This window comes from Methylomonas subterranea, from assembly GCF_024505185.1.
GTDB lineage: Bacteria > Pseudomonadota > Gammaproteobacteria > Methylococcales > Methylomonadaceae > Methylomonas > Methylomonas subterranea.
In genome coordinates this window covers 18,532-36,174 of sequence record NZ_JANIBJ010000040.1, presented here as the reverse complement: position 1 = coordinate 36,174, position 17,643 = coordinate 18,532, and the positions used below count along the sequence as shown (strand labels likewise).

Below are 17,643 nucleotides of genomic sequence, written 5' to 3'. Positions count from 1 at the left end.
TCTGACTGTGATGGTTAGCGCTGAATGCTGATGATATAACTTAGGGTAATTGCAAGAACGAACCAAAAGAAAACAACCGACAGCAAATGACTAGCAAACAGAAAAAATCCAAAGCAACCTGGAGCGACGTTAAATCCAAATTGGCTGACGTCGATCGAATTGGTCTGATCGGGCTTATACAGGATCTATACGCAGCGAATAAAGATAATCAAACGTTTCTGCATGCACGATTCGGGTTGGGCGAGGATATTCTTAAACCCTATAAGACCACCATTTCCCGCTGGATTTGTCCTGATGTAATGCGCAATCAGCCTATTTCAGTGGCCAAAGCGAAGAAAGCGATTACCGATTACAAAAAAGCGGTCGGTCAACCTGAAGGACTGGCTGAACTGTCAATTTTCTATTGCGAAGAAGTATTTGTTTTTCTGGGCTACTGCGGCATGGACGATGAAGGCTATTTTGATGCCTTAGTGCGTACGTTCGAACAAGCATTGAAATATGTCATGGCATTGCCGGAAGCCAAACGCCCAGTGTTTATAGACAGACTCGAGCAAGTTGCGCTGCAAGGCCCGAACGTCGGCTGGGGTGTTGGCGACGACATGGAAATATTGTTAGCCGAATATGGCATCGATGACTAGCAATGCGCTTTTAGCCGATCTCCAAGCTGAAAACGCAAGGCTGATTGCTTTACTCGAAGCACATGACATTTACCACCTGAGCCGCCACCGATTTCGCTACGACTACGCAGGTTATGAATGGCGGCTTTTGGAAATAAGGACATATCATAACCGACCCGTTGCGGAGGGTCTCTCAATCGGATTGAATGACTACAATCTGAGTGGAACCTGCCAAACTTAGGCTGTTTAATTCACTGTTTCGCATAATATTTTCGGTAAATGTATTTCGATCCGAACAAATTAAAGAATAATGGGTTTGTTGACTTCAATGGGAATCTAATTGGCGATGACTCCCTTGACATAGCAAACAACCTAGGAAAAGTTGCGAATATACCAGGCGTTGATTTGGTACAGACATTAGTGCCTTCCAATATTATTAAAACCGAGGCAAGCAGTTACAGCGGCATTTATGGGTTTGGGGAGTTTCCATTTCATAGCGATATGGCGCATTGGTATCGACCTCCGAGATTTTTGATGTTGCGGTGCATCACTGCTTCCAAATTTGTTTCAACAAAAATAATCAAGGCCGCTCCACTGTTTGAGCATGAGGATCCAAATGATTTGCGCAGAGCGCTATTCAGGCCGAGACGAAGACTGGAAGGGCGCCTGAGTCCACTTCGGTTATTCGAAGGCGATTTCTATAGATGGGACTATTTGTTTATTGAGCCAATAGGTAAATTAGCGAAGTCACTTCAAGTACGCATCGAAGAACGAATTTCGATCGCTACTCCTAATGTTCATATTTTTGCTCATACGGGGGCTTGTCTCATTATTGATAATTGGCAAGCTTTTCACGCTCGATCAAGCATTCCATTCGAGGCATCGAATAGAAAAATAGAACGAGTCTACTTATCTGAATTAACAATGTAATTTATGGAAAAAACCAGCCACGAATGGTCGCCAGAATCATTATTTGCAAAAGCTCAAAAATATGCGGAAGTGATGTTTGAACACCAAGATACCAACTGGCAGTTTGGTTTATGGTCAGCATTTGTGCTCGAAATGTTAATAAGATCTGCTGTCGCAAAAACATCGCCAGTGTTATTGGCAGACCTAAAAGAATGGCATAATTTGCTCTTCGCCCTGGGCAAGCCTATCAAGAAATCAAAATTTGTTGCCAAGTCCGCATCGATAACTAGTTTAATAACGAGAGTTGGAGATTTGGCTGAGGATTTTACGACAGACCATGCGAACTTCTGCGTCAGCCATGTCGAACGGAGAAACAGCGAAGTCCATTCTGGCAATATGCCCTTTGAAAACTTTGGCAGTGCTTCATGGCTACCCAACTTTTTCACAGTCTGCGATGTATTGGCTAGAGAAGTTGACGAATCGTTAGAGTCGTTGTTTGGTACCGAAATAGCCAGACAAGCCAGAGAAGAAATAGACGCATTAAAGGACGAAAACGCGCAAGCAGTTAAGGGCACGATAGCCGCTCATAAGGCTATGTGGGAAAAGAAAACAGCTGAAGAACAAGATCAGGCACACAAACAAGCCAACACAGTAGCGCTTCGCCATTACGGTCATAGAGTCAGTTGTCCTGTTTGTCAAAGCACGGGTCTGTTGCTAGGTAAAGCCGTTGGCGAGGTTAAACGGGAAGTTGATGATGGCGGAATTATAGAAAAACAAGTAATGCGACCAGAGTCCTTCCAGTGCGTTGCCTGCGGATTAAAGATTAATGGCTATTCAAAACTAATCGCGTCTGGCCTTGGTGATACTTACACCGCTACCTCACATTACGATGCCATCGAATATTTTGAGGTGGATATTGACGAACATATTCGCGGAATGATGGAAGACGATAATAATGAGTATTGATGCGCTAAAAATTTGATTTCATCAGCGATGACGGAGTTTGTAACTCCGTCTCAAACGTTTTGATGTGAGCCAACCCCATTTATCACTGCCAAACCAGATAATGCGCCAAGTGATCTGGAAGTTATTCCGCAGATGATTTACAAGACTATCGATCTGCCTCAGGAATCCGCTATACAGGATGTATTCCGTCACATCGCCAATGATGTGGAGCGCACGGCGGTAATTGCCAATGACATCATCGCGGCTTTTGATCAGGGACGAAAAGTACTGGTCCTGACTGAGCGCACCGAGCATCTGGATGCTATTTTGTTAGCATTGGACAGCAAATTACCGCCACCTTTTGTGCTTCACGGCCGAATGTCGAAAAAGCAACGAGCAACTTTGATCACAGAACTTGAAGGACTGCCACCAGATGCGCCTCGGGTATTGTTAGCCACTGGTAAATTGGTGGGCGAAGGTTTTGATCATCCACCACTGGATACCTTGGTACTGGCAATGCCGATTTCATGGAAAGGTACTCTGCAGCAATATGCTGGCCGTTTACACCGTGAACACGCCACCAAAACCGATGTTCGAATCATCGACTTTGTCGACACCGGTCACCCGGCTTTACTGCGAATGTGGGAGAAGCGTCAACGGGGATATCGGGCAATGGGCTACCGAATGGCAGTTCCAAACTGATAAAAGCATACGGGTTCGATTGGTCATTTACCAATCGAACCCGTAGCGGTTTGGAATCGGTAGTCTATTCAAATGCAAATTGATGCCTAAGAAACAAAATCGTGTACGTGATCGTGTATTTATGATTTTTATTAAAAATAATACGTTTAATTTCATTTCGTTAGCATTATTTCTAGTCCGGTCTGAGCACCATTTATGCATCCAACAGGGTGCAACCCAATCCAAAAACCCGCAAGTTTACTGGCTTCGCGGGTTTTTTATTGTCCACCAATGTCCATGGGCATGCATTGAAAGCCAAATAATTTGGGGGTATACAGCGCCTCCTGATCCGCTTCCTGCTGCTTGCTCTTTCGACCGCGCTTGGCGGAAAAACATTCGACGAGCCCGGCTTACGCTTCCTTTTTCCAGTTCGAGACTTGATTCGGATGCACTTGGTGCTCGCCGGCGATTTCGTTGATGGTCTTATCCCCTTTTAAGGCCTCTAATGCGACTTTGGCTTTAAACTCGGCACTGTGTTTCTTTCTCTGCATGATTTTTCCTTTATACTTCATCGGGTTGATACATGCAGGTTTACACCTTAATTAGCTGTCTAAATTTTGGGGACCATTATAGTTGCCACGCAATATATCCGCAGCACCCCATAGGAACGATTCTAGTTGTGGTAGGGTGATGGTGTTGGTCATTGGGTAAAATCCATGTTGATGAATCCAGAATGATGTTAGAACTCGTTGGGTAAATCCCTGGCACCATGAATGACGCGAACAATCTGCACGCCATCGTTCAGGGTTCTATACAAAATAAGGTATTTGCCTGATATAAAATACCGCAGCTCGGGTGCAATATCAGGACGGTAGCGACCCATCTGGGGATTGTCTGCCAGCATGACGAAACGTTGCTCTATATCATCCAACACCCTATCAGCCGCTGTTGGATTGTCCTGTGCTATGTAAAGCCATATTTCAATCAAATCTTCTTCTGATTGACTGGTACGATGAACAATACCCATGGATAGTGGACGAGCTATTTAGCTGATGATGCAAGTCGTTTTCTGGCTTCCATCTTAATGGCATTCATATCCGCAAACTTTGCTGGCCCACTATCAATACCATCCTGCCAAAGGTGCCGCAGTTCCTGAAGTTCATTTTGCTGCAATGACCGTTTGGTTTTCCAATCCCGCAATGCTTCACGTATCAGTTCACTGGAACTGGCGTATTCACCACTTTCAACACATTGGCGAACTACCGCCGCCATCTCGGGTGTCAATGCAATCGATAATTTTTCAACGTTGGCCATGGTCATTACCTCTGCTCGTTATGGTAGTAATGTTTCGCACTATCTGCAACTTATTCAAGAGCAGCCATATCGTCGCTTGTATAATATGCATTAACAGTTGCGTAACTACTCGCGCCCCATAGTCAGAGCGTTGCCAGCCAAAGCCATTTGAATGGCGATGAGCGGATTATATCCCCGGCTGGCCATGGTTTGCAGATAGCTGGAGATTCGGCAGTAGGCATGGGCATACTCTTCTGCCCGAAAGCAGCACGAGACCTTTTGTTTGACCTTGGCCATGCGTAAATCCTGTTCAGCACGGTTATTGGTAAAGGCAACATGCGGCTCTTTGGCGAAGAGTAGGATGGCGTGTTCATGTGCCTTGAATCGCTCCCACAAGTTGTGCGCATCGGATTTGGCCAATTTGCCGCGCTTGCCACTGGGTTTGGGTGGAATGGCGGGCGGCTCTTTTTCGCCGCGTGTCAGGATGGCTCGGTAGCGCTTTTGCAGGTTGGCCAGTTCTATGGCCGTCAGTGCCTTGTCTGGGCTTTTAGAAACGTTGATGCACGTTTTCTGCAATAAGCGTTTCATGTTTTTTGCCCAACGATAGCCATGCGCGTCCACAATAAAGGTGAGCTCGCGCAGCAAATGTGAACCGCATAGACCATTTCAGTATAAAGCGGATTCGATTTTCCGGTCTCTTCCCGTAAAATGCCCGATTTTATCCCAGCGATTCCAAACGCGATGACAGAAACCGAGATCGAAGCCGCACCCCAATACGACTTGTCGGGCGTCGTGATCCCCTTGCTCAAAGGCGTGCTCTACCAGGAAAACGACGCCGCCTTGTGGGGGACGCTACTGAATCTGCAAGCCAGGGTGCGGGATTACGTCGCGGTGTTGGGTCTGGAGTTGGTGCTGGACGAGGCCGAGAGTTATGCGTTTTTGCGTTCGCGTCAGGCGGCGACTGACGAGGATGCCACGCGGCAATTACCCCGGCTGATCGTTCGCCGGCCGCTGTCGTTTCCGGTCAGCCTGCTTTTGGCCTTGTTGCGCAAGAAACTGGCCGAGTTCGATGCCGGCGGCGGCGATACGCGCCTGGTTTTGTCGCGCGAGGACATCGCCGAACTGATCCGGGTGTTTTTACCGCAAGGCAGCAACGAGGCCCGGCTGATCGATCAAATAGAAAACCACATCAATCGGGTTGTTGAACTGGGATTTTTGCGCAAATTCAAGGCTGCTCCCGGTCAGTCGGCCAATTACGAAGTTAGGCGCATATTGAAAGCCTTTGTCGATGCGCAATGGTTGTCGGAATTCGATGCCCGGCTGGCCGAGTATCAGGCGCAACTGGCGGGCGGCGTGGAGGGCGGTGAATGATGGGTTTTAGCGTGAGGATTTCGCAAAATCTCAACGGTAGGGTGGATAGGAGAAGCGCATCCACCAAAGTTAAGGCCGCTGGTGGATGCGCTTCGCTTATCCAACCTATATCTTACCCGGGCCAGCCCCGGCGCCTCAAACGCCCATTGGCTAGCGATGAATAACAACAGCGACTTGCAACTCTCCCTGGACTTCGTCGACGACGATACCTTGTCCGGCTTTCGGCTGCAGCGTTTGGAGGTGTTCAACTGGGGCACCTTCGATGCCCGGGTCTGGACTTTGCATCTCGACGGTCAGAACGCCTTGCTGACCGGCGACATCGGTTCCGGCAAATCGACGCTGGTCGACGCGGTCACCACCTTGCTGGTGCCGGCCCATCGCATCGCTTACAACAAGGCGGCCGGTGCCGACAGCAAGGAGCGCAGCCTGCGCTCCTACGTGCTGGGCCATTACAAATCCGAACGCAATGAAGTGAGTGGCAGCACTAAGCCGGTGGCCTTGCGCGACCATAATAATTATTCGGTGATTTTGGGCGTGTTCCACAACGCCGGCTACGACCAGACCGTGACTTTGGCGCAAGTATTCTGGATGACGGAACGCCAGGGCCAGCCGGCGCGGTTGTTCGTCGGCGCCGAACGCGACCTGGCTATTGCCAAGGACTTCGCCGGCTTCGGCAGCGACATCGGCCAACTGCGCAAGAAGCTGCGCGGCCTGGGTGCCGAGTTGCACGACAGCTTTCCGCCTTACGGTGCTTGGTTCCGTCGCCGTTTTGGCATAGACAACGAACAGGCGCTGGAATTGTTTCATCAAACCGTATCGATGAAGTCGGTCGGCAATCTGACCGATTTCGTCCGCAGCCACATGCTGGAGCCGTCCGACGTGGCCCCGCGCATCGCCGCATTGATCGCCCATTTCGACGACCTGAACCGCGCCCACGAAGCGGTGTTGAAGGCCAAACGCCAGGTTGGATTGTTGATGCCGCTGGTTACCGATAGCGACCGCCACACGCAATTGACCGAACAAACCGAGGAACTGCGCGCTTGTCGCGAAGCATTACGGGCTTACTTTGCCGGCTTGAAACGCGGCTTGCTGGACAAGCGCCTGGCTAGTCTGGACGAAGAGCTTGCACGGCAAGGCGCGCAAGTGGAAAGGCTGGCGGAACGCAAGCAAACCCAACTGAGCGAGGAGCGCGAATTGCAGCGCAACATCGGCGAGAACGGCGGCGACCGCATTGCCCGTATCGGCGAGGAAATTCAACGCCATCGGGATGAACTGGGCCGCCGCAAAAACAAGGCCGAACGGCACGAACAACTGGTGCGAGCAGTGGGATTGGTTCCGCCGGAGGATGGCGACGGCTTTCTGGTCCAGCAAAAACAGTTCGCCGATTTGCTGCAAGCGGCGGCGGACAGCGAGGCGGATTTGCAGAACCAGGCCAACCAAACGGGTGTCGACTTTGCCCAGAGTCGTCAGGAGCATCAAGCCCTGCAAGCCGAAATCGACAGCCTGAAGGCGCGGCGCAGCAATATCGACGATGCTCAAATCAAACTGCGCCAACTGCTGTGTCTGGCCCTGGGCTTGGCTGAAGACGACATGCCGTTTGCCGGCGAGTTGATTCAAATACGCGATGATGAACGGGATTGGGAAGGCGCGGCCGAGCGTTTGTTGCGCAGCTTCGGCCTGTCGCTGCTGGTGCCGGATGCTCATTATGCGGCGGTGGCCGAGTGGGTGGATAAGACTCATCTGAAAGGACGATTGGTGTATTTTCGGGTACGACATGGCCAGCGCGCCGAATTGCCCAGCCTGCACCGCGATTCCTTGGTTCATAAATTGGCGGTCAAGCCTGATTCGGCATTTTACGACTGGCTGGAACGGGAAATTGCCCACCGTTTCGACGTGGCCTGTTGCGCAACGCCGGAACAATTCCGCCGCGAACAAAAAGCTATCACCCGCGCCGGCCAAATCAAGGCACCGGGAGAACGCCACGAAAAAGACGACCGCCATCGTTTGGACGACCGTAGCCGCTACGTGCTGGGCTGGTCGAATGCCGCCAAGATTGCCGCGCTGGAGCATAAAGCGAAGGCTTTGGAGGGCCATTTGGCCGAATTGGCCGGTAAGCTGGCGGAATTGGACAAAGCGCAAAAAGTCGTCAAGGCGCAACTGGATACCCTGTCCAAACTGGACGAATACCGCGACTTCCGCGAATTGGATTGGCGGCCGCTGGCCGGCGACATCGCCCGGCTGGAAGAGGAAAAACGGCAGTTGGAAGCCGAGTCGGATTTATTGAAGGCTTTGACCGAACGCCTGGAAACCCTGCAAGCGGCGCTTAAAGAAACCGAACGCCTGCTCGGCGATAAAACCAAGGAACTGGGCGGCACCGAACAACGCAAACAGGCTGCCGAAGCATTGCTTCAACAAACCCAGGCCTTGCTCGACGAAGCAGGCCCGGCCCATGCCGAGCGTTACCCCAAACTGGACGCAATGCGTCACGAAGCCTTGGGCGAGCATCACTTGTCGGTGGAGTCCTGCGACAACCGCGAACAGGACTACCGTAAATGGCTGCAAGAACGCATAGACGCCGAATCCCGCAAGCTCAACGGCTTACGCGACAAGATCATCGACGCGATGCGCGGCTATTGCGCGGCGTTTCCACTCGACACGCAGGAAGTCGATGTGGCGATTGCCGCCGCCGGCGAATACCGCGAGATGCTCGACAAACTGCAAGCCGACGACTTGCCGCGTTTCGAGGCCCGTTTCAAGGAATTGCTCAACGAAAACACCATCCGCGAGGTCGCCAACTTCCAGTCGCAACTGGCTCGCGAGCGCGAAACCATCAAGGAACGCATCGCGCTGATCAACGAATCGCTAACCAAGATCGATTACAACACCGGCCGTTACATCGTGCTGGAGGCCCGGCCGGCTCTGGATGCCGATGTGCGCGATTTTCAAGCAGAGCTTAGGGCCTGTACCGAGGGTGCGCTGACCGGTTCCGAGGACGCACAATATTCGGAAGCCAAGTTTTTGCAGGTCAAGGCTATCATCGAGCGCTTTCGCGGTCGCGAGGGCCAGACCGAGCTGGATCGGCGCTGGACCGCCAAGGTCAGCGACGTGCGCAACTGGTTCAACTTCGGCGCCAGCGAACGTTGGCGCGAGGACGACAGCGAACACGAGCATTATTCCGATTCCGGCGGCAAGTCCGGCGGTCAAAAGGAGAAATTGGCGTACACCATCCTGGCGGCCAGCCTAGCCTATCAGTTCGGCCTGGAATGGGGCGCGGTGCGCTCGCGGTCGTTCCGCTTCGTGGTGATCGACGAGGCTTTCGGCCGCGGCTCCGACGAATCGGCTCAATACGGTCTGCGCTTGTTCGCGCAGTTGAATTTGCAATTGCTGATCGTCACGCCCTTGCAGAAGATTCATATCATCGAGCCTTACGTGGCGGCAGTCGGCTTCGTGCATAACGAGGAAGGCCGGGATTCTAAATTGCGCAATCTGAGCATAGAACAATACCGCGCTGAACGCGCGGCCCATGCATGAGTCGTCCGATCTGGACCACGCCGGCCGATATCCGGGCCGAACTGGAAAAACGCTGGCAACGTGGCCAATTGTTGACGGAAACGTTGGCCGATTCCGGCTTGTTTCCGCTACGCTTGAACTTGAAGCAACCGACGACCGCCCAACTCGGCGCCGACTTTGCCGCCGCCCGCGCCTGGGTGGAGAGCTGGCAAAACGCCGACAGTCGCTTTTTCCAAATCGAATGGCGCGACATCAGGCACAGGCAGTTGGGGCGTAACCAGTTGCCGGCGGCGGTGCTGTTCGCGACGCCGGCCGATGCGGCAGCTCTGCTGAAGAAGTCTGGGGAACTGGCGCGGTTCATCGAACTGTCGAAAACAGTGCCGGACGGTTTCGACGGCTTGCGCGCATGGCTGGGTAAATATCCCCTGCGAGCGCTGGAATATGCCGACCAATGGTCCAGGTTGCTGGCAGTGGCCGGCTGGATAAGCGAACATCCCCGGCCCGGCATTTATTTGCGCCAGATCAGTTTGCCGGGCGTCGACACCAAGTTCATCGAGAAGCATAAGAAATTGTTGGGCGAATGGCTGGACTTTTTGCTGCCCGAGGCGGCGATAGAGCGCAAACATAGCGCTATCGGCGGATTTGAGTTGCGTTACGGGTTTTTGGCCAAGCCGCAATTGATTCGTTTCCGCCTGCTGGATAGCCATTTGAGAATTGGCGGATTAAGCGATCTGACGGTGACCGCCGAGGAGTTTGCGGGATTGGATTTGCCGGTGAGGCGGGTATTCGTCACCGAAAACGATATCAACGGTCTGGCCTTTCCGTCACTCGATGACGCCATGGTGATTTTCGGCCGCGGTTACGGTTTTGAAGCCTTGGCGAAGGCCGAATGGCTCAGAGGCAAGGAAATTGATTACTGGGGCGACATCGATACGCATGGTTTTGCCATTCTCGATCAATTCCGCAAGCTTTTTCCGCAAACCCGTTCCTTGTTGATGGACGAAGCGACTTTGCTGAGTCACCGCGCCCATTGGGTAACGGAAGCCGCTCCCGGTAAAGCTGAGCTGAGCCATCTGCGCGCCGAAGAAGCGGCACTTTACGATGGCTTGCGCGACAACCGGTTTGGAAGCCATGTGCGCTTGGAGCAGGAATATGTCGGTTTTGCATGCTTGCTGCAGGCGGTTGGTCGGTGACGGGGCATTTTGTCGATATTTGGCGCGGACGAGTCGCCGTGGGGGATGATTCGGCTGGACTTTGGGGCTTGCTGAGCGATGAAGAACGCGGTAAGGCGGAAAAGCTGATCAATGACGAGGTGCGCATGCGTTACATATCGGCTCGAGCTGTTGTGCGTCGGGTGTTGTCCGGGTATTTGGCATGCAAGCCGGAAGCCGTGCGGTTCGCCTTGGGTGAACACGGCAAGCCCTATCTGCCGGGGCAGGGCATATATTTTAATTTGTCGCATTCGCGGGATGCCTTGTTATTGGCGGTGTCGGATCTGCGGCATGTCGGTATCGATATCGAGGCCGTGAAACCCCGCAAGGGAATGCCGGAAATAGCCAGACGCTGTTTTTCCGAAAAGGAGTTAGCCGTTTGGTTGGAATTATCCCCACGGGAACGGACGGCGGCATTTTTTCGGCTGTGGACGATCAAGGAAGCCTTTGTAAAGGCGGTCGGTCGCGGTTTGTCGGCGGGGCTGGAACGTTGCGAAGTGGATATGACGGGGCGCGGCCGGCTGCTGGCGATTCCAGGGGAATACGGTCGTGCCGATGACTGGACTGTCGCGGAATTGGTTTGCGGCGAAGGGTTTGCTGCGGCCTTGGTGGTGCCGAAGGTCGATTTTATCCGGCGGGATCTGCAGGTTTAGGGCTATGAGGGGCGCCAATAAAAAAGCCGCTTTGCAGCGGCTTTTTTGTCCAACCCGTAAACGCTTAACGTTTCCTGATTTGAAAGCGGCTCCAGCTAAAACCAAAAAGATCCGTCATGCACGCTGAGCCTGCCCGGGGCGGGAGAACGGGGGGGATACCGGTCTCCAGTACCGTGGATGGCAAGCTTCGAGCCATCCATGCAGCCTGTTTCGGCACTCCCGAAATGACGATTTAGTGAATGTGCCCCTTTGAATTAGCTGAAGCAGCTTACTAATCAGGTAAATCAATTTATTCATGTAGTTCGCCATTGTCCCTCCAAATTTGTCGTGCAGCTCCTGTGTAAAGCTTGCTAGACAAACGAAGAACAGCTTCGCCTTTTTGTAACGGCTTATTCAAAGTTAGTCCGAATACTTTCTTTTGCTCATTCTCCGAGAGTGTTTGCGGTGAAAAATGTATGCCGCATTCAGCCAACTCAGCAAAGTCCGTTGCGTTTGCCCCTTTCGTCAAAAAAGCATCTGCATCTTGCGAGGCCAACCAAACAGGAAAACCCCACGAGCGGCCTTGACGTGCTAAGGAGCCTAAAAGTCCTGATTTGCCTTCCTTGGGTAGTAGTAGATGTGCTTCGTCAACAAACAGCACCATCTGTAAGGGTTGGATGGCGTCTTTTACCGCGAGTGCGCGGTTTAACTGGCGCATGATGCAGTTAAGAATAAAGGCAACTGCTAAAACTTTAGTGTCGTTGTCGTTACCTAAAGGCTTGAAGTCTATGACTTGGGACAAACTTAACCAGCGCTCAATCGGTTGCGCTCTGTCCGCGTTTGAAAATAGGTTGAATTTGGAAATTTTCTCCAATATTGAGAGCGCAACCCCTTCTTCTCCTCGTTGCTCCAATTCTGCAGCAAGGCCATGAAAATCGGGACGTTCCAGACTCTCGAACGCATCTCGAATGGCTCTCTCCTGATTTGCACCAAGTTGCGGTGCGAATGAGCCCACCAGAGAAGCAACCTCTGACGCAATCTGCGCATTTTCCGCCTCAGACTTCCCTCTAAACAAAGGATTGATGGGCAAACCCTCTGAAATGAGACGAATATAATTTGCCCCCGTAATTTGAAGAAAATTATTTCGGGTTTGAGTTTGTTGAGGGTTTGAAGGGTCGTCTTCCAATTCACCTTTCAAGTCGAAAAATAGAAATTTGACACCTTGGCGTGATATTTGGGCCAACAGGTCCAAGGCAAGTTGGCTTTTGCCTGAACCGGGTTTGCCGGAAATTACGGTAAGGCAGTTCCCGCCCGCCGCGTTGATTGTCCAAGGCTCTACGTCATCAAGTAACTTGATTCGGACCGGATGGTCCACAATTGCCATAGGGGCTATTGCAGAACCTTCGATAGATGGAAGAAGTTCAGGACCGGTTTTTGCCGTTTTGATAAGCGCAGATGTGAACATAATTTGGTCGCCATTGTATTCATCCCACAGTTGCATGAGACGATGGCAGCCATACTCGAAATATAGGCGAAACGCTTGCTTGTAGGCGGCTTCATCTAGGGTCGAACCGTTGCGATAATTTAGAGCTGCTCTCACAACTGGAGCCAAGTCGTCTCCAACGATAGTTTCTTCAGCTAACTCAATACCCTGGGAATCTGCCACCTTAAATCCACCCGGTAATCCTTCTCCCAAAGCCAGAAACATTCCAGCTCTACCCAAAACTGCTTTATTTGGAGCATGAACGCGACTCCAAACCGATTCCAAGAAATCGCCTACAGCGGCACTAGTTTTGATTCTCATGGCAATAATCTCTAAAGCACTCGTTTGAAGTAGTCATTGCTGACTCTAACTTGGTAGGAGTTCGATTCTGGATCCCCTTGCGGATTCAAAGTGTAGACCCTGGATAAATGGGGTGCGATTCGGTCAAAAAGATCGCTTTTGGGATCGATTTCTGCGTTAGTAGTCAGAATGATGCTTTGATGGCCCGAAAGATACAGTCGTTCCAATACGTTTTCACGGACTTCTTTATCCAGACGCCCCAATGGCGTATCAACTACAAGGGGTGTTACGAAGCGGCCCAAACGACGCAACGCTTCGGTGAATGCTAAAATTCGAACTTGGCGCTGACCAGCCGAGGTATTGGCGCTTTCCCAGGATACGCGAGTGCCATCAGACTTTTTCAGGAAGCAATTCCAGTGTTGGTCAAACTCCATGCCGACGTACTCTAAGCCGCGGTCGGTTATATCCAGCCACAATCCTCCAACGATGTCAGCGATCTTCTCTCGAAGTGATACGGCTGCGCAGGACTTGATTTGGCTTACAGCGTCCCGATAGCGATGCGCCAAGCTATTGAGATCCCGTCCTTTCTGTACTTTTTGCACTTGCTCCGACAGATTGGTTTCCTCCTTACGAAGCTCATGGAGTTTATTATTGATTAGAGTGCGTTCGGCCTGAATATTGGAAATCTTTTCGTCGATTTGCTCCTTGTGTTTCAGAAGAGAGCCTCTACGCTCACGTAACTCATTGCCGAGAGCGATAGCTGTGCTGTCCGAGTTCAGTACTTTTAACGTTTGATCAAGCTCCCTGAGTTCAGATGTCTTGCGCTCTAATTCAGCACACAAATTAGCAAGACCTTGTATCGCTGTAGCCTGAGTTCGTAGTTTTGATCTGATTTGAATGCTAAGCTCGTTACGTTCAGGAACAACAAAGATTTTCTCTGACATGCCCTCAGGCGGGGGATTGAACAAACTTTGAAGTGCGACATCTATCTGGGCTTCATAAAAGCTTCGGAGGGAATCATCAAGCACAAAGTTAGGCGGAACGTTTTCAAACACAGCTTGCTTTACTTGAGGGATTTTTGGCTCTACGCTAGCTTTTCGATTTTCGAAATCTCTTCGGCGTTCCTCTTTCAGTAAATAGTCATAAAGCTCTGCGCGGAATCCACCTAACAGAGAAATGGGTAATGTCGATTCCCAGGCCGTGCCAAGATTGGCTTCCAGCTTGTCCTTGGTTGATTTTATTTCCTCGCGCTGTTTGGTCGCTTTAGTCAGTTGTTCAGGATCTACGGCCCCGATAGATTTGAGCTGGTCTTCTACTTCATCAAGTTCCGATATGTTGTCCCGAAGTTCCTGTTTTTGATCCGACTCATCAATCGAAAACGTTTTGAGATTGGACTCATGGCGAAGTATTTCAGCCGTGATGTCGTTTAAGCGACGTTCTGCCTCGGAGCCACTACCGTATATTTTGGGGATTTTATTAGCCGTCAGTTGGCGCAAGTCTTCCTCTAATTCCGAATAGGAGTAAAGACCGAGCACTCGGCTGATGCCTTCAGTTATTTCCCGCTCATTTAGCTGGATGCTTTGGCTACGCTCCGCGTCGAAAAAGAAAAAGCGTGTCAAATGGCGTGGCAAAAAAGCATCGCGCAACTTTTGAACCTTGTCTTCGTCCTCTATCCATTGAGAGTCACCAGATAGATTGGCTTTAGAGCTAAAAACTGGAGGTGAATTGGGGCGCCACCTCACCTGACGAACCAATGTCAATGTTCGACCAATACTACCGGTTTCATCGCGCTGGCTTAATTGTAACGTCATGGAGCAACTGTCTTCACCCTCAGATTTTGCTCGACGATTCAATGATTCGGCCAAATCAAATCGGGTCGCATCTGAACCCGATTCAACTTTTTTAAGATCAATAGCACCACTTTCACCGACAGTGGCTAGATATAGAGCTCGAAGCAGATGGGTCTTACCCGCACCATTCTTGCCACCGATAAGCGTGGCTCGACGGTATCCCTCAGTTCCAAGCTCGAAGGTATGCTCGCCGTAATATGGCCCAAAATTTTTGATGGACAGCGAATCAATATATACCTCAGGCATTCGTTTGTTCCTTTTCTAATTGGCGCTCTCTCAAATCATCTTGCAATATCTGCAACAGTTCGTCAGGCAGGCCTACAGCACGGTGGCTTTCACCATATTCTTCGACCTTCGAAACAAGCCGTCGCAATGTTTCTATCGATATTTCCTTTTCCGTTGCTACGCGCTCCTCGATTTCTCGCAACTCAGCTTCATCCTTTCTGTCTGGCATGGCGTCACCCTTTTGCTGGAAGATAATATTGACGACCCCCGTACCGTCATCTGGATTGCGAGCGCTATTCCAAAAGGTTTGAATCCAATGCAGCTCTTCTTCACTGATGACAGGGAGACCCGATTCGTCTTGTAAAGCTAACAGCTTAGTTAAAAGCTCTTTTCTAGCCTCAATTTTCAACGGCCCTGGTCCTTCTTGACCGTTTTTTCGCACCATATCGCGGTAGCCGTTCTCTGGATCACGAAAATGCAATAGTGTTTCGCGAAAGCGGAGCAGTGATTCCATGCGCTGATCTCCGGTGGCAAGCAAACCCTCGCTGGCTTTATCTTTCTCTACTACCGTGCAAGTCCAGCAGCCAAATCTGCTATTGCCACATGAGGGTGTTGATTGGTCAACCACCAGCGGGCATTCACCGCCCGACGCATCCTTGTAAAGCTGAAAAAGAGTCTGATTGTCCCCATTCCATGGACAAGGACGTTCCATCAAATAATCCCAAACTTCAAAAGTTGAGATATGTTCAATCGGTGTCGAAATCCAGCAACGCGGTAAGTCGTCATGGCGTCGCAAGCCGAATTCGCTCTTGGCTCGAGCATCCAATGTTTGCGCGCGCGAGCCGCTCTCGCTTCGGCGAGCTCCCAACACAATAATTGCTTCTCCCCAGTGTCCGAGCTTCCCGCGAATGAACTCGCTGACTGGGTCAATCTTTAACCGCTGAGTACACCAGCGAAAGGTTCGGTTGGGTGGCGGATAACCGCGGCCAATAATATTTACCCAAAATGACTGCTGTGCCGTTGGTTTTAATAAATGTGCAGAAATGTTTAACCCATGCTTATCTGAGCAGGTTTGCATGAGGTCCAACTCGCTTTGAACCCTAGCTACAACGGCAGGAATTTCCACACGGGTGTCGGTGCAGACAACACAAATCTCTTTGGTGCGCTGTTCCGGGGGGGTCTCCATTACTACTTCGAACACCAAGGAGGCTATCATCGAACTGTCTTTGCCGCCGCTGTAACCGACGATCCATGGCCTAGCATCCAAAGAGTAAAGTCTATGGAGGCTGTCCAGAATATTTTGGGTCATTATTTGTATATTTTTAGGGAAAAAGATTTTATTCTCGCTCTATGAGCGAAAAATTAATCGGCATTATAATCAGAACGACGTTTTATGGTGTGAATAAACGAAACTCGATTATTCCTTGATAATGCTATTGGATGGGGGTGAGCGCTTATCCATGATGCGAAACAGTGATTATTCCTGGTAGATGCAGCTCTCATGTTTTCCTGTCTCAATGGCGTGCTGAATTGAAAGTCGTCAAAACTCCTGCCTTCCGTTCAAGCCCATATTCCGGTGTTGTTTGCTCATTCGCGAGTATTCCTCGCATCCGCTGGTATGTGTTTTTTATGCGGAGGAGGGAATTGTTTTTATATTACGCCTGAAAAGCACGGGACAAAAAAAAGCCGCTTTGCAGCGGCTTTTTTGTCCAACCCGTAAACGCTTAACGTTTTGAGTATTGAGGACGTTTTCTGGCTTTGTGCAGGCCGACTTTCTTACGTTCGACTTCACGAGCGTCGCGGGTTACGTAACCGGCTTTGCGCAAGGGCGATCTCAGGGATTCGTCGAATTCCATTAACGCGCGGGTCAGGCCGTGGCGAATGGCGCCGGCTTGGCCGGATGGGCCGCCGCCGCTGACGATGATGTTGATGTCGAAATCGCCGGTTTTCGCCAACAATTCCAACGGTTGTCTGGCGATCATTTCGTCGGTTTTACGACCGAAATATTCGTTTACAGGGCGGTTATTGATAGTGAATTTTCCCGAGCCGATGGTGGCGTAAACGCGAGCCACTGAGCTTTTGCGACGACCGGTTCCGTAGTATTGAGCTGCCATAAACTATCTACCTGCTTAAAAGTCTAGTACTTTGGGTTGTTGAGACTGATGATTGTGCTCAGAACCCGCGTAAATTTTTAATTTTTTGAACATGGCGCGGCCTAAGGGATTTTTAGGCAGCATGCCTTGTACGGCGGTGCTGATGATGCGATCAGGGAAGGTTTGTCTCAGCTTGCCCAAGGAGGTTGACTTCATGTTGCCGACATAACCGGTATGACGGTAGTACATTTTGTCTGTTTCCTTGTTGCCGGTGACGCCTACTTTTTCGGCGTTGATGACGATGATGTAATCGCCGGTGTCGACATGCGGAGTGAATTCGGGTTTATGTTTGCCGCGAAGACGTCGTGCAATTTCAGTAGCAAGGCGACCTAGCGTCTTTCCTTCTGCATCAATCACGTACCAATCGCGCTTAACTTCTGCGGGCTTTGCACTAAATGTTTTCATCTTTGCTTCTTGATTCTGTTGAGGCTATGTATAAAGAACGGGGATTCTACTCAAAGAG

At 50.8% G+C, this 17,643-nt stretch carries 15 protein-coding genes and 2 pseudogenes; 8 read left to right on the top strand and 9 right to left on the bottom strand.

Annotated features, from left to right (window positions below):
• The first annotated feature begins 86 nt into the window (after positions 1 to 86).
• The 4 genes from NP590_RS17435 to NP590_RS17420 all read left to right on the top strand — a co-directional run bounded on the left by NP590_RS17435 (position 87) and on the right by NP590_RS17420 (position 3,173).
• Complete coding sequence (locus tag NP590_RS17435; protein WP_256603931.1) at positions 87 to 638, top strand: hypothetical protein; 552 nt, start codon at positions 87 to 89, stop codon at positions 636 to 638.
• Positions 639 to 896: 258 nt separating this feature from the next.
• Complete coding sequence (locus tag NP590_RS17430) at positions 897 to 1,547, top strand: Fe(II)-2OG oxygenase family protein (protein WP_256603930.1); 651 nt, start codon at positions 897 to 899, stop codon at positions 1,545 to 1,547.
• A gap of 3 nt (positions 1,548 to 1,550) precedes the next feature.
• On the top strand, positions 1,551 to 2,492 hold the full coding sequence (locus NP590_RS17425; RefSeq protein ID WP_256603929.1) for a cell envelope integrity TolA family protein: 942 nt from the start codon (positions 1,551 to 1,553) through the stop codon (positions 2,490 to 2,492).
• A gap of 132 nt (positions 2,493 to 2,624) precedes the next feature.
• A complete protein-coding gene (locus tag NP590_RS17420; protein WP_256603928.1) occupies positions 2,625 to 3,173 on the top strand; it encodes a DEAD/DEAH box helicase in 549 nt (182 codons plus the stop codon).
• 392 nt (positions 3,174 to 3,565) lie between these two features.
• Here NP590_RS17420 and NP590_RS17415 read toward each other — a convergent pair.
• The 4 genes and pseudogenes from NP590_RS17415 to NP590_RS17400 all read right to left on the bottom strand — a co-directional run.
• A pseudogene (locus NP590_RS17415) lies at positions 3,566 to 3,703 on the bottom strand (transposase); the annotation flags it as partial.
• 188 nt (positions 3,704 to 3,891) lie between these two features.
• Positions 3,892 to 4,179: a type II toxin-antitoxin system RelE/ParE family toxin gene (locus NP590_RS17410; RefSeq protein WP_256603927.1), complete on the bottom strand. Its 288-nt coding sequence runs from the start codon at positions 4,177 to 4,179 to the stop codon at positions 3,892 to 3,894.
• A 14-nt stretch (positions 4,180 to 4,193) separates the two neighbouring features.
• A complete protein-coding gene (locus tag NP590_RS17405) occupies positions 4,194 to 4,466 on the bottom strand; it encodes a type II toxin-antitoxin system ParD family antitoxin (RefSeq protein WP_256603925.1) in 273 nt (90 codons plus the stop codon).
• A 105-nt stretch (positions 4,467 to 4,571) separates the two neighbouring features.
• A pseudogene (locus NP590_RS17400) lies at positions 4,572 to 5,093 on the bottom strand (IS66 family transposase); the annotation flags it as partial.
• A 93-nt stretch (positions 5,094 to 5,186) separates the two neighbouring features.
• Here NP590_RS17400 and NP590_RS17395 point away from each other — a divergent pair.
• The 4 genes from NP590_RS17395 to NP590_RS17380 all read left to right on the top strand — a co-directional run bounded on the left by NP590_RS17395 (position 5,187) and on the right by NP590_RS17380 (position 11,190).
• Entirely contained in the window at positions 5,187 to 5,816 is a 630-nt protein-coding gene (locus NP590_RS17395; protein ID WP_256603924.1) for a DUF4194 domain-containing protein, read from the top strand.
• Positions 5,817 to 5,972: 156 nt separating this feature from the next.
• Positions 5,973 to 9,347, top strand: a complete 3,375-nt coding sequence (locus tag NP590_RS17390; RefSeq protein WP_256603923.1) for an ATP-binding protein — start codon at positions 5,973 to 5,975, stop codon at positions 9,345 to 9,347.
• Positions 9,344 to 10,519: a DUF3322 domain-containing protein gene (locus NP590_RS17385; protein ID WP_256603922.1), complete on the top strand. Its 1,176-nt coding sequence runs from the start codon at positions 9,344 to 9,346 to the stop codon at positions 10,517 to 10,519. The genes NP590_RS17390 and NP590_RS17385 overlap by 4 nt, the downstream gene beginning before the upstream one ends.
• Complete coding sequence (locus tag NP590_RS17380; protein ID WP_256603921.1) at positions 10,492 to 11,190, top strand: 4'-phosphopantetheinyl transferase family protein; 699 nt, start codon at positions 10,492 to 10,494, stop codon at positions 11,188 to 11,190. The genes NP590_RS17385 and NP590_RS17380 overlap by 28 nt, the downstream gene beginning before the upstream one ends.
• 289 nt (positions 11,191 to 11,479) lie before the next feature.
• Here the strand turns inward: NP590_RS17380 and NP590_RS17375 are convergent, their stop codons facing one another.
• The 5 genes from NP590_RS17375 to rplM form a co-directional block, all read right to left on the bottom strand.
• A complete protein-coding gene (locus tag NP590_RS17375; RefSeq protein WP_256603920.1) occupies positions 11,480 to 12,973 on the bottom strand; it encodes an ATP-binding protein in 1,494 nt (497 codons plus the stop codon).
• 11 nt (positions 12,974 to 12,984) lie between these two features.
• A complete protein-coding gene (locus NP590_RS17370) occupies positions 12,985 to 15,048 on the bottom strand; it encodes an AAA family ATPase (protein ID WP_256603919.1) in 2,064 nt (687 codons plus the stop codon).
• Complete coding sequence (gene dndC, locus NP590_RS17365) at positions 15,041 to 16,336, bottom strand: DNA phosphorothioation system sulfurtransferase DndC (protein WP_256603918.1); 1,296 nt, start codon at positions 16,334 to 16,336, stop codon at positions 15,041 to 15,043. The genes NP590_RS17370 and dndC overlap by 8 nt, the downstream gene beginning before the upstream one ends.
• 415 nt (positions 16,337 to 16,751) lie before the next feature.
• The gene (gene rpsI, locus NP590_RS17360) at positions 16,752 to 17,141 is read right to left on the bottom strand and encodes a 30S ribosomal protein S9 (protein WP_256603917.1); all 390 of its coding nucleotides are present in this window, start codon (positions 17,139 to 17,141) and stop codon (positions 16,752 to 16,754) included.
• Positions 17,142 to 17,156: 15 nt separating this feature from the next.
• Entirely contained in the window at positions 17,157 to 17,585 is a 429-nt protein-coding gene (gene rplM, locus NP590_RS17355; RefSeq protein WP_013820102.1) for a 50S ribosomal protein L13, read from the bottom strand.
• Positions 17,586 to 17,643: the final 58 nt, after the last annotated feature.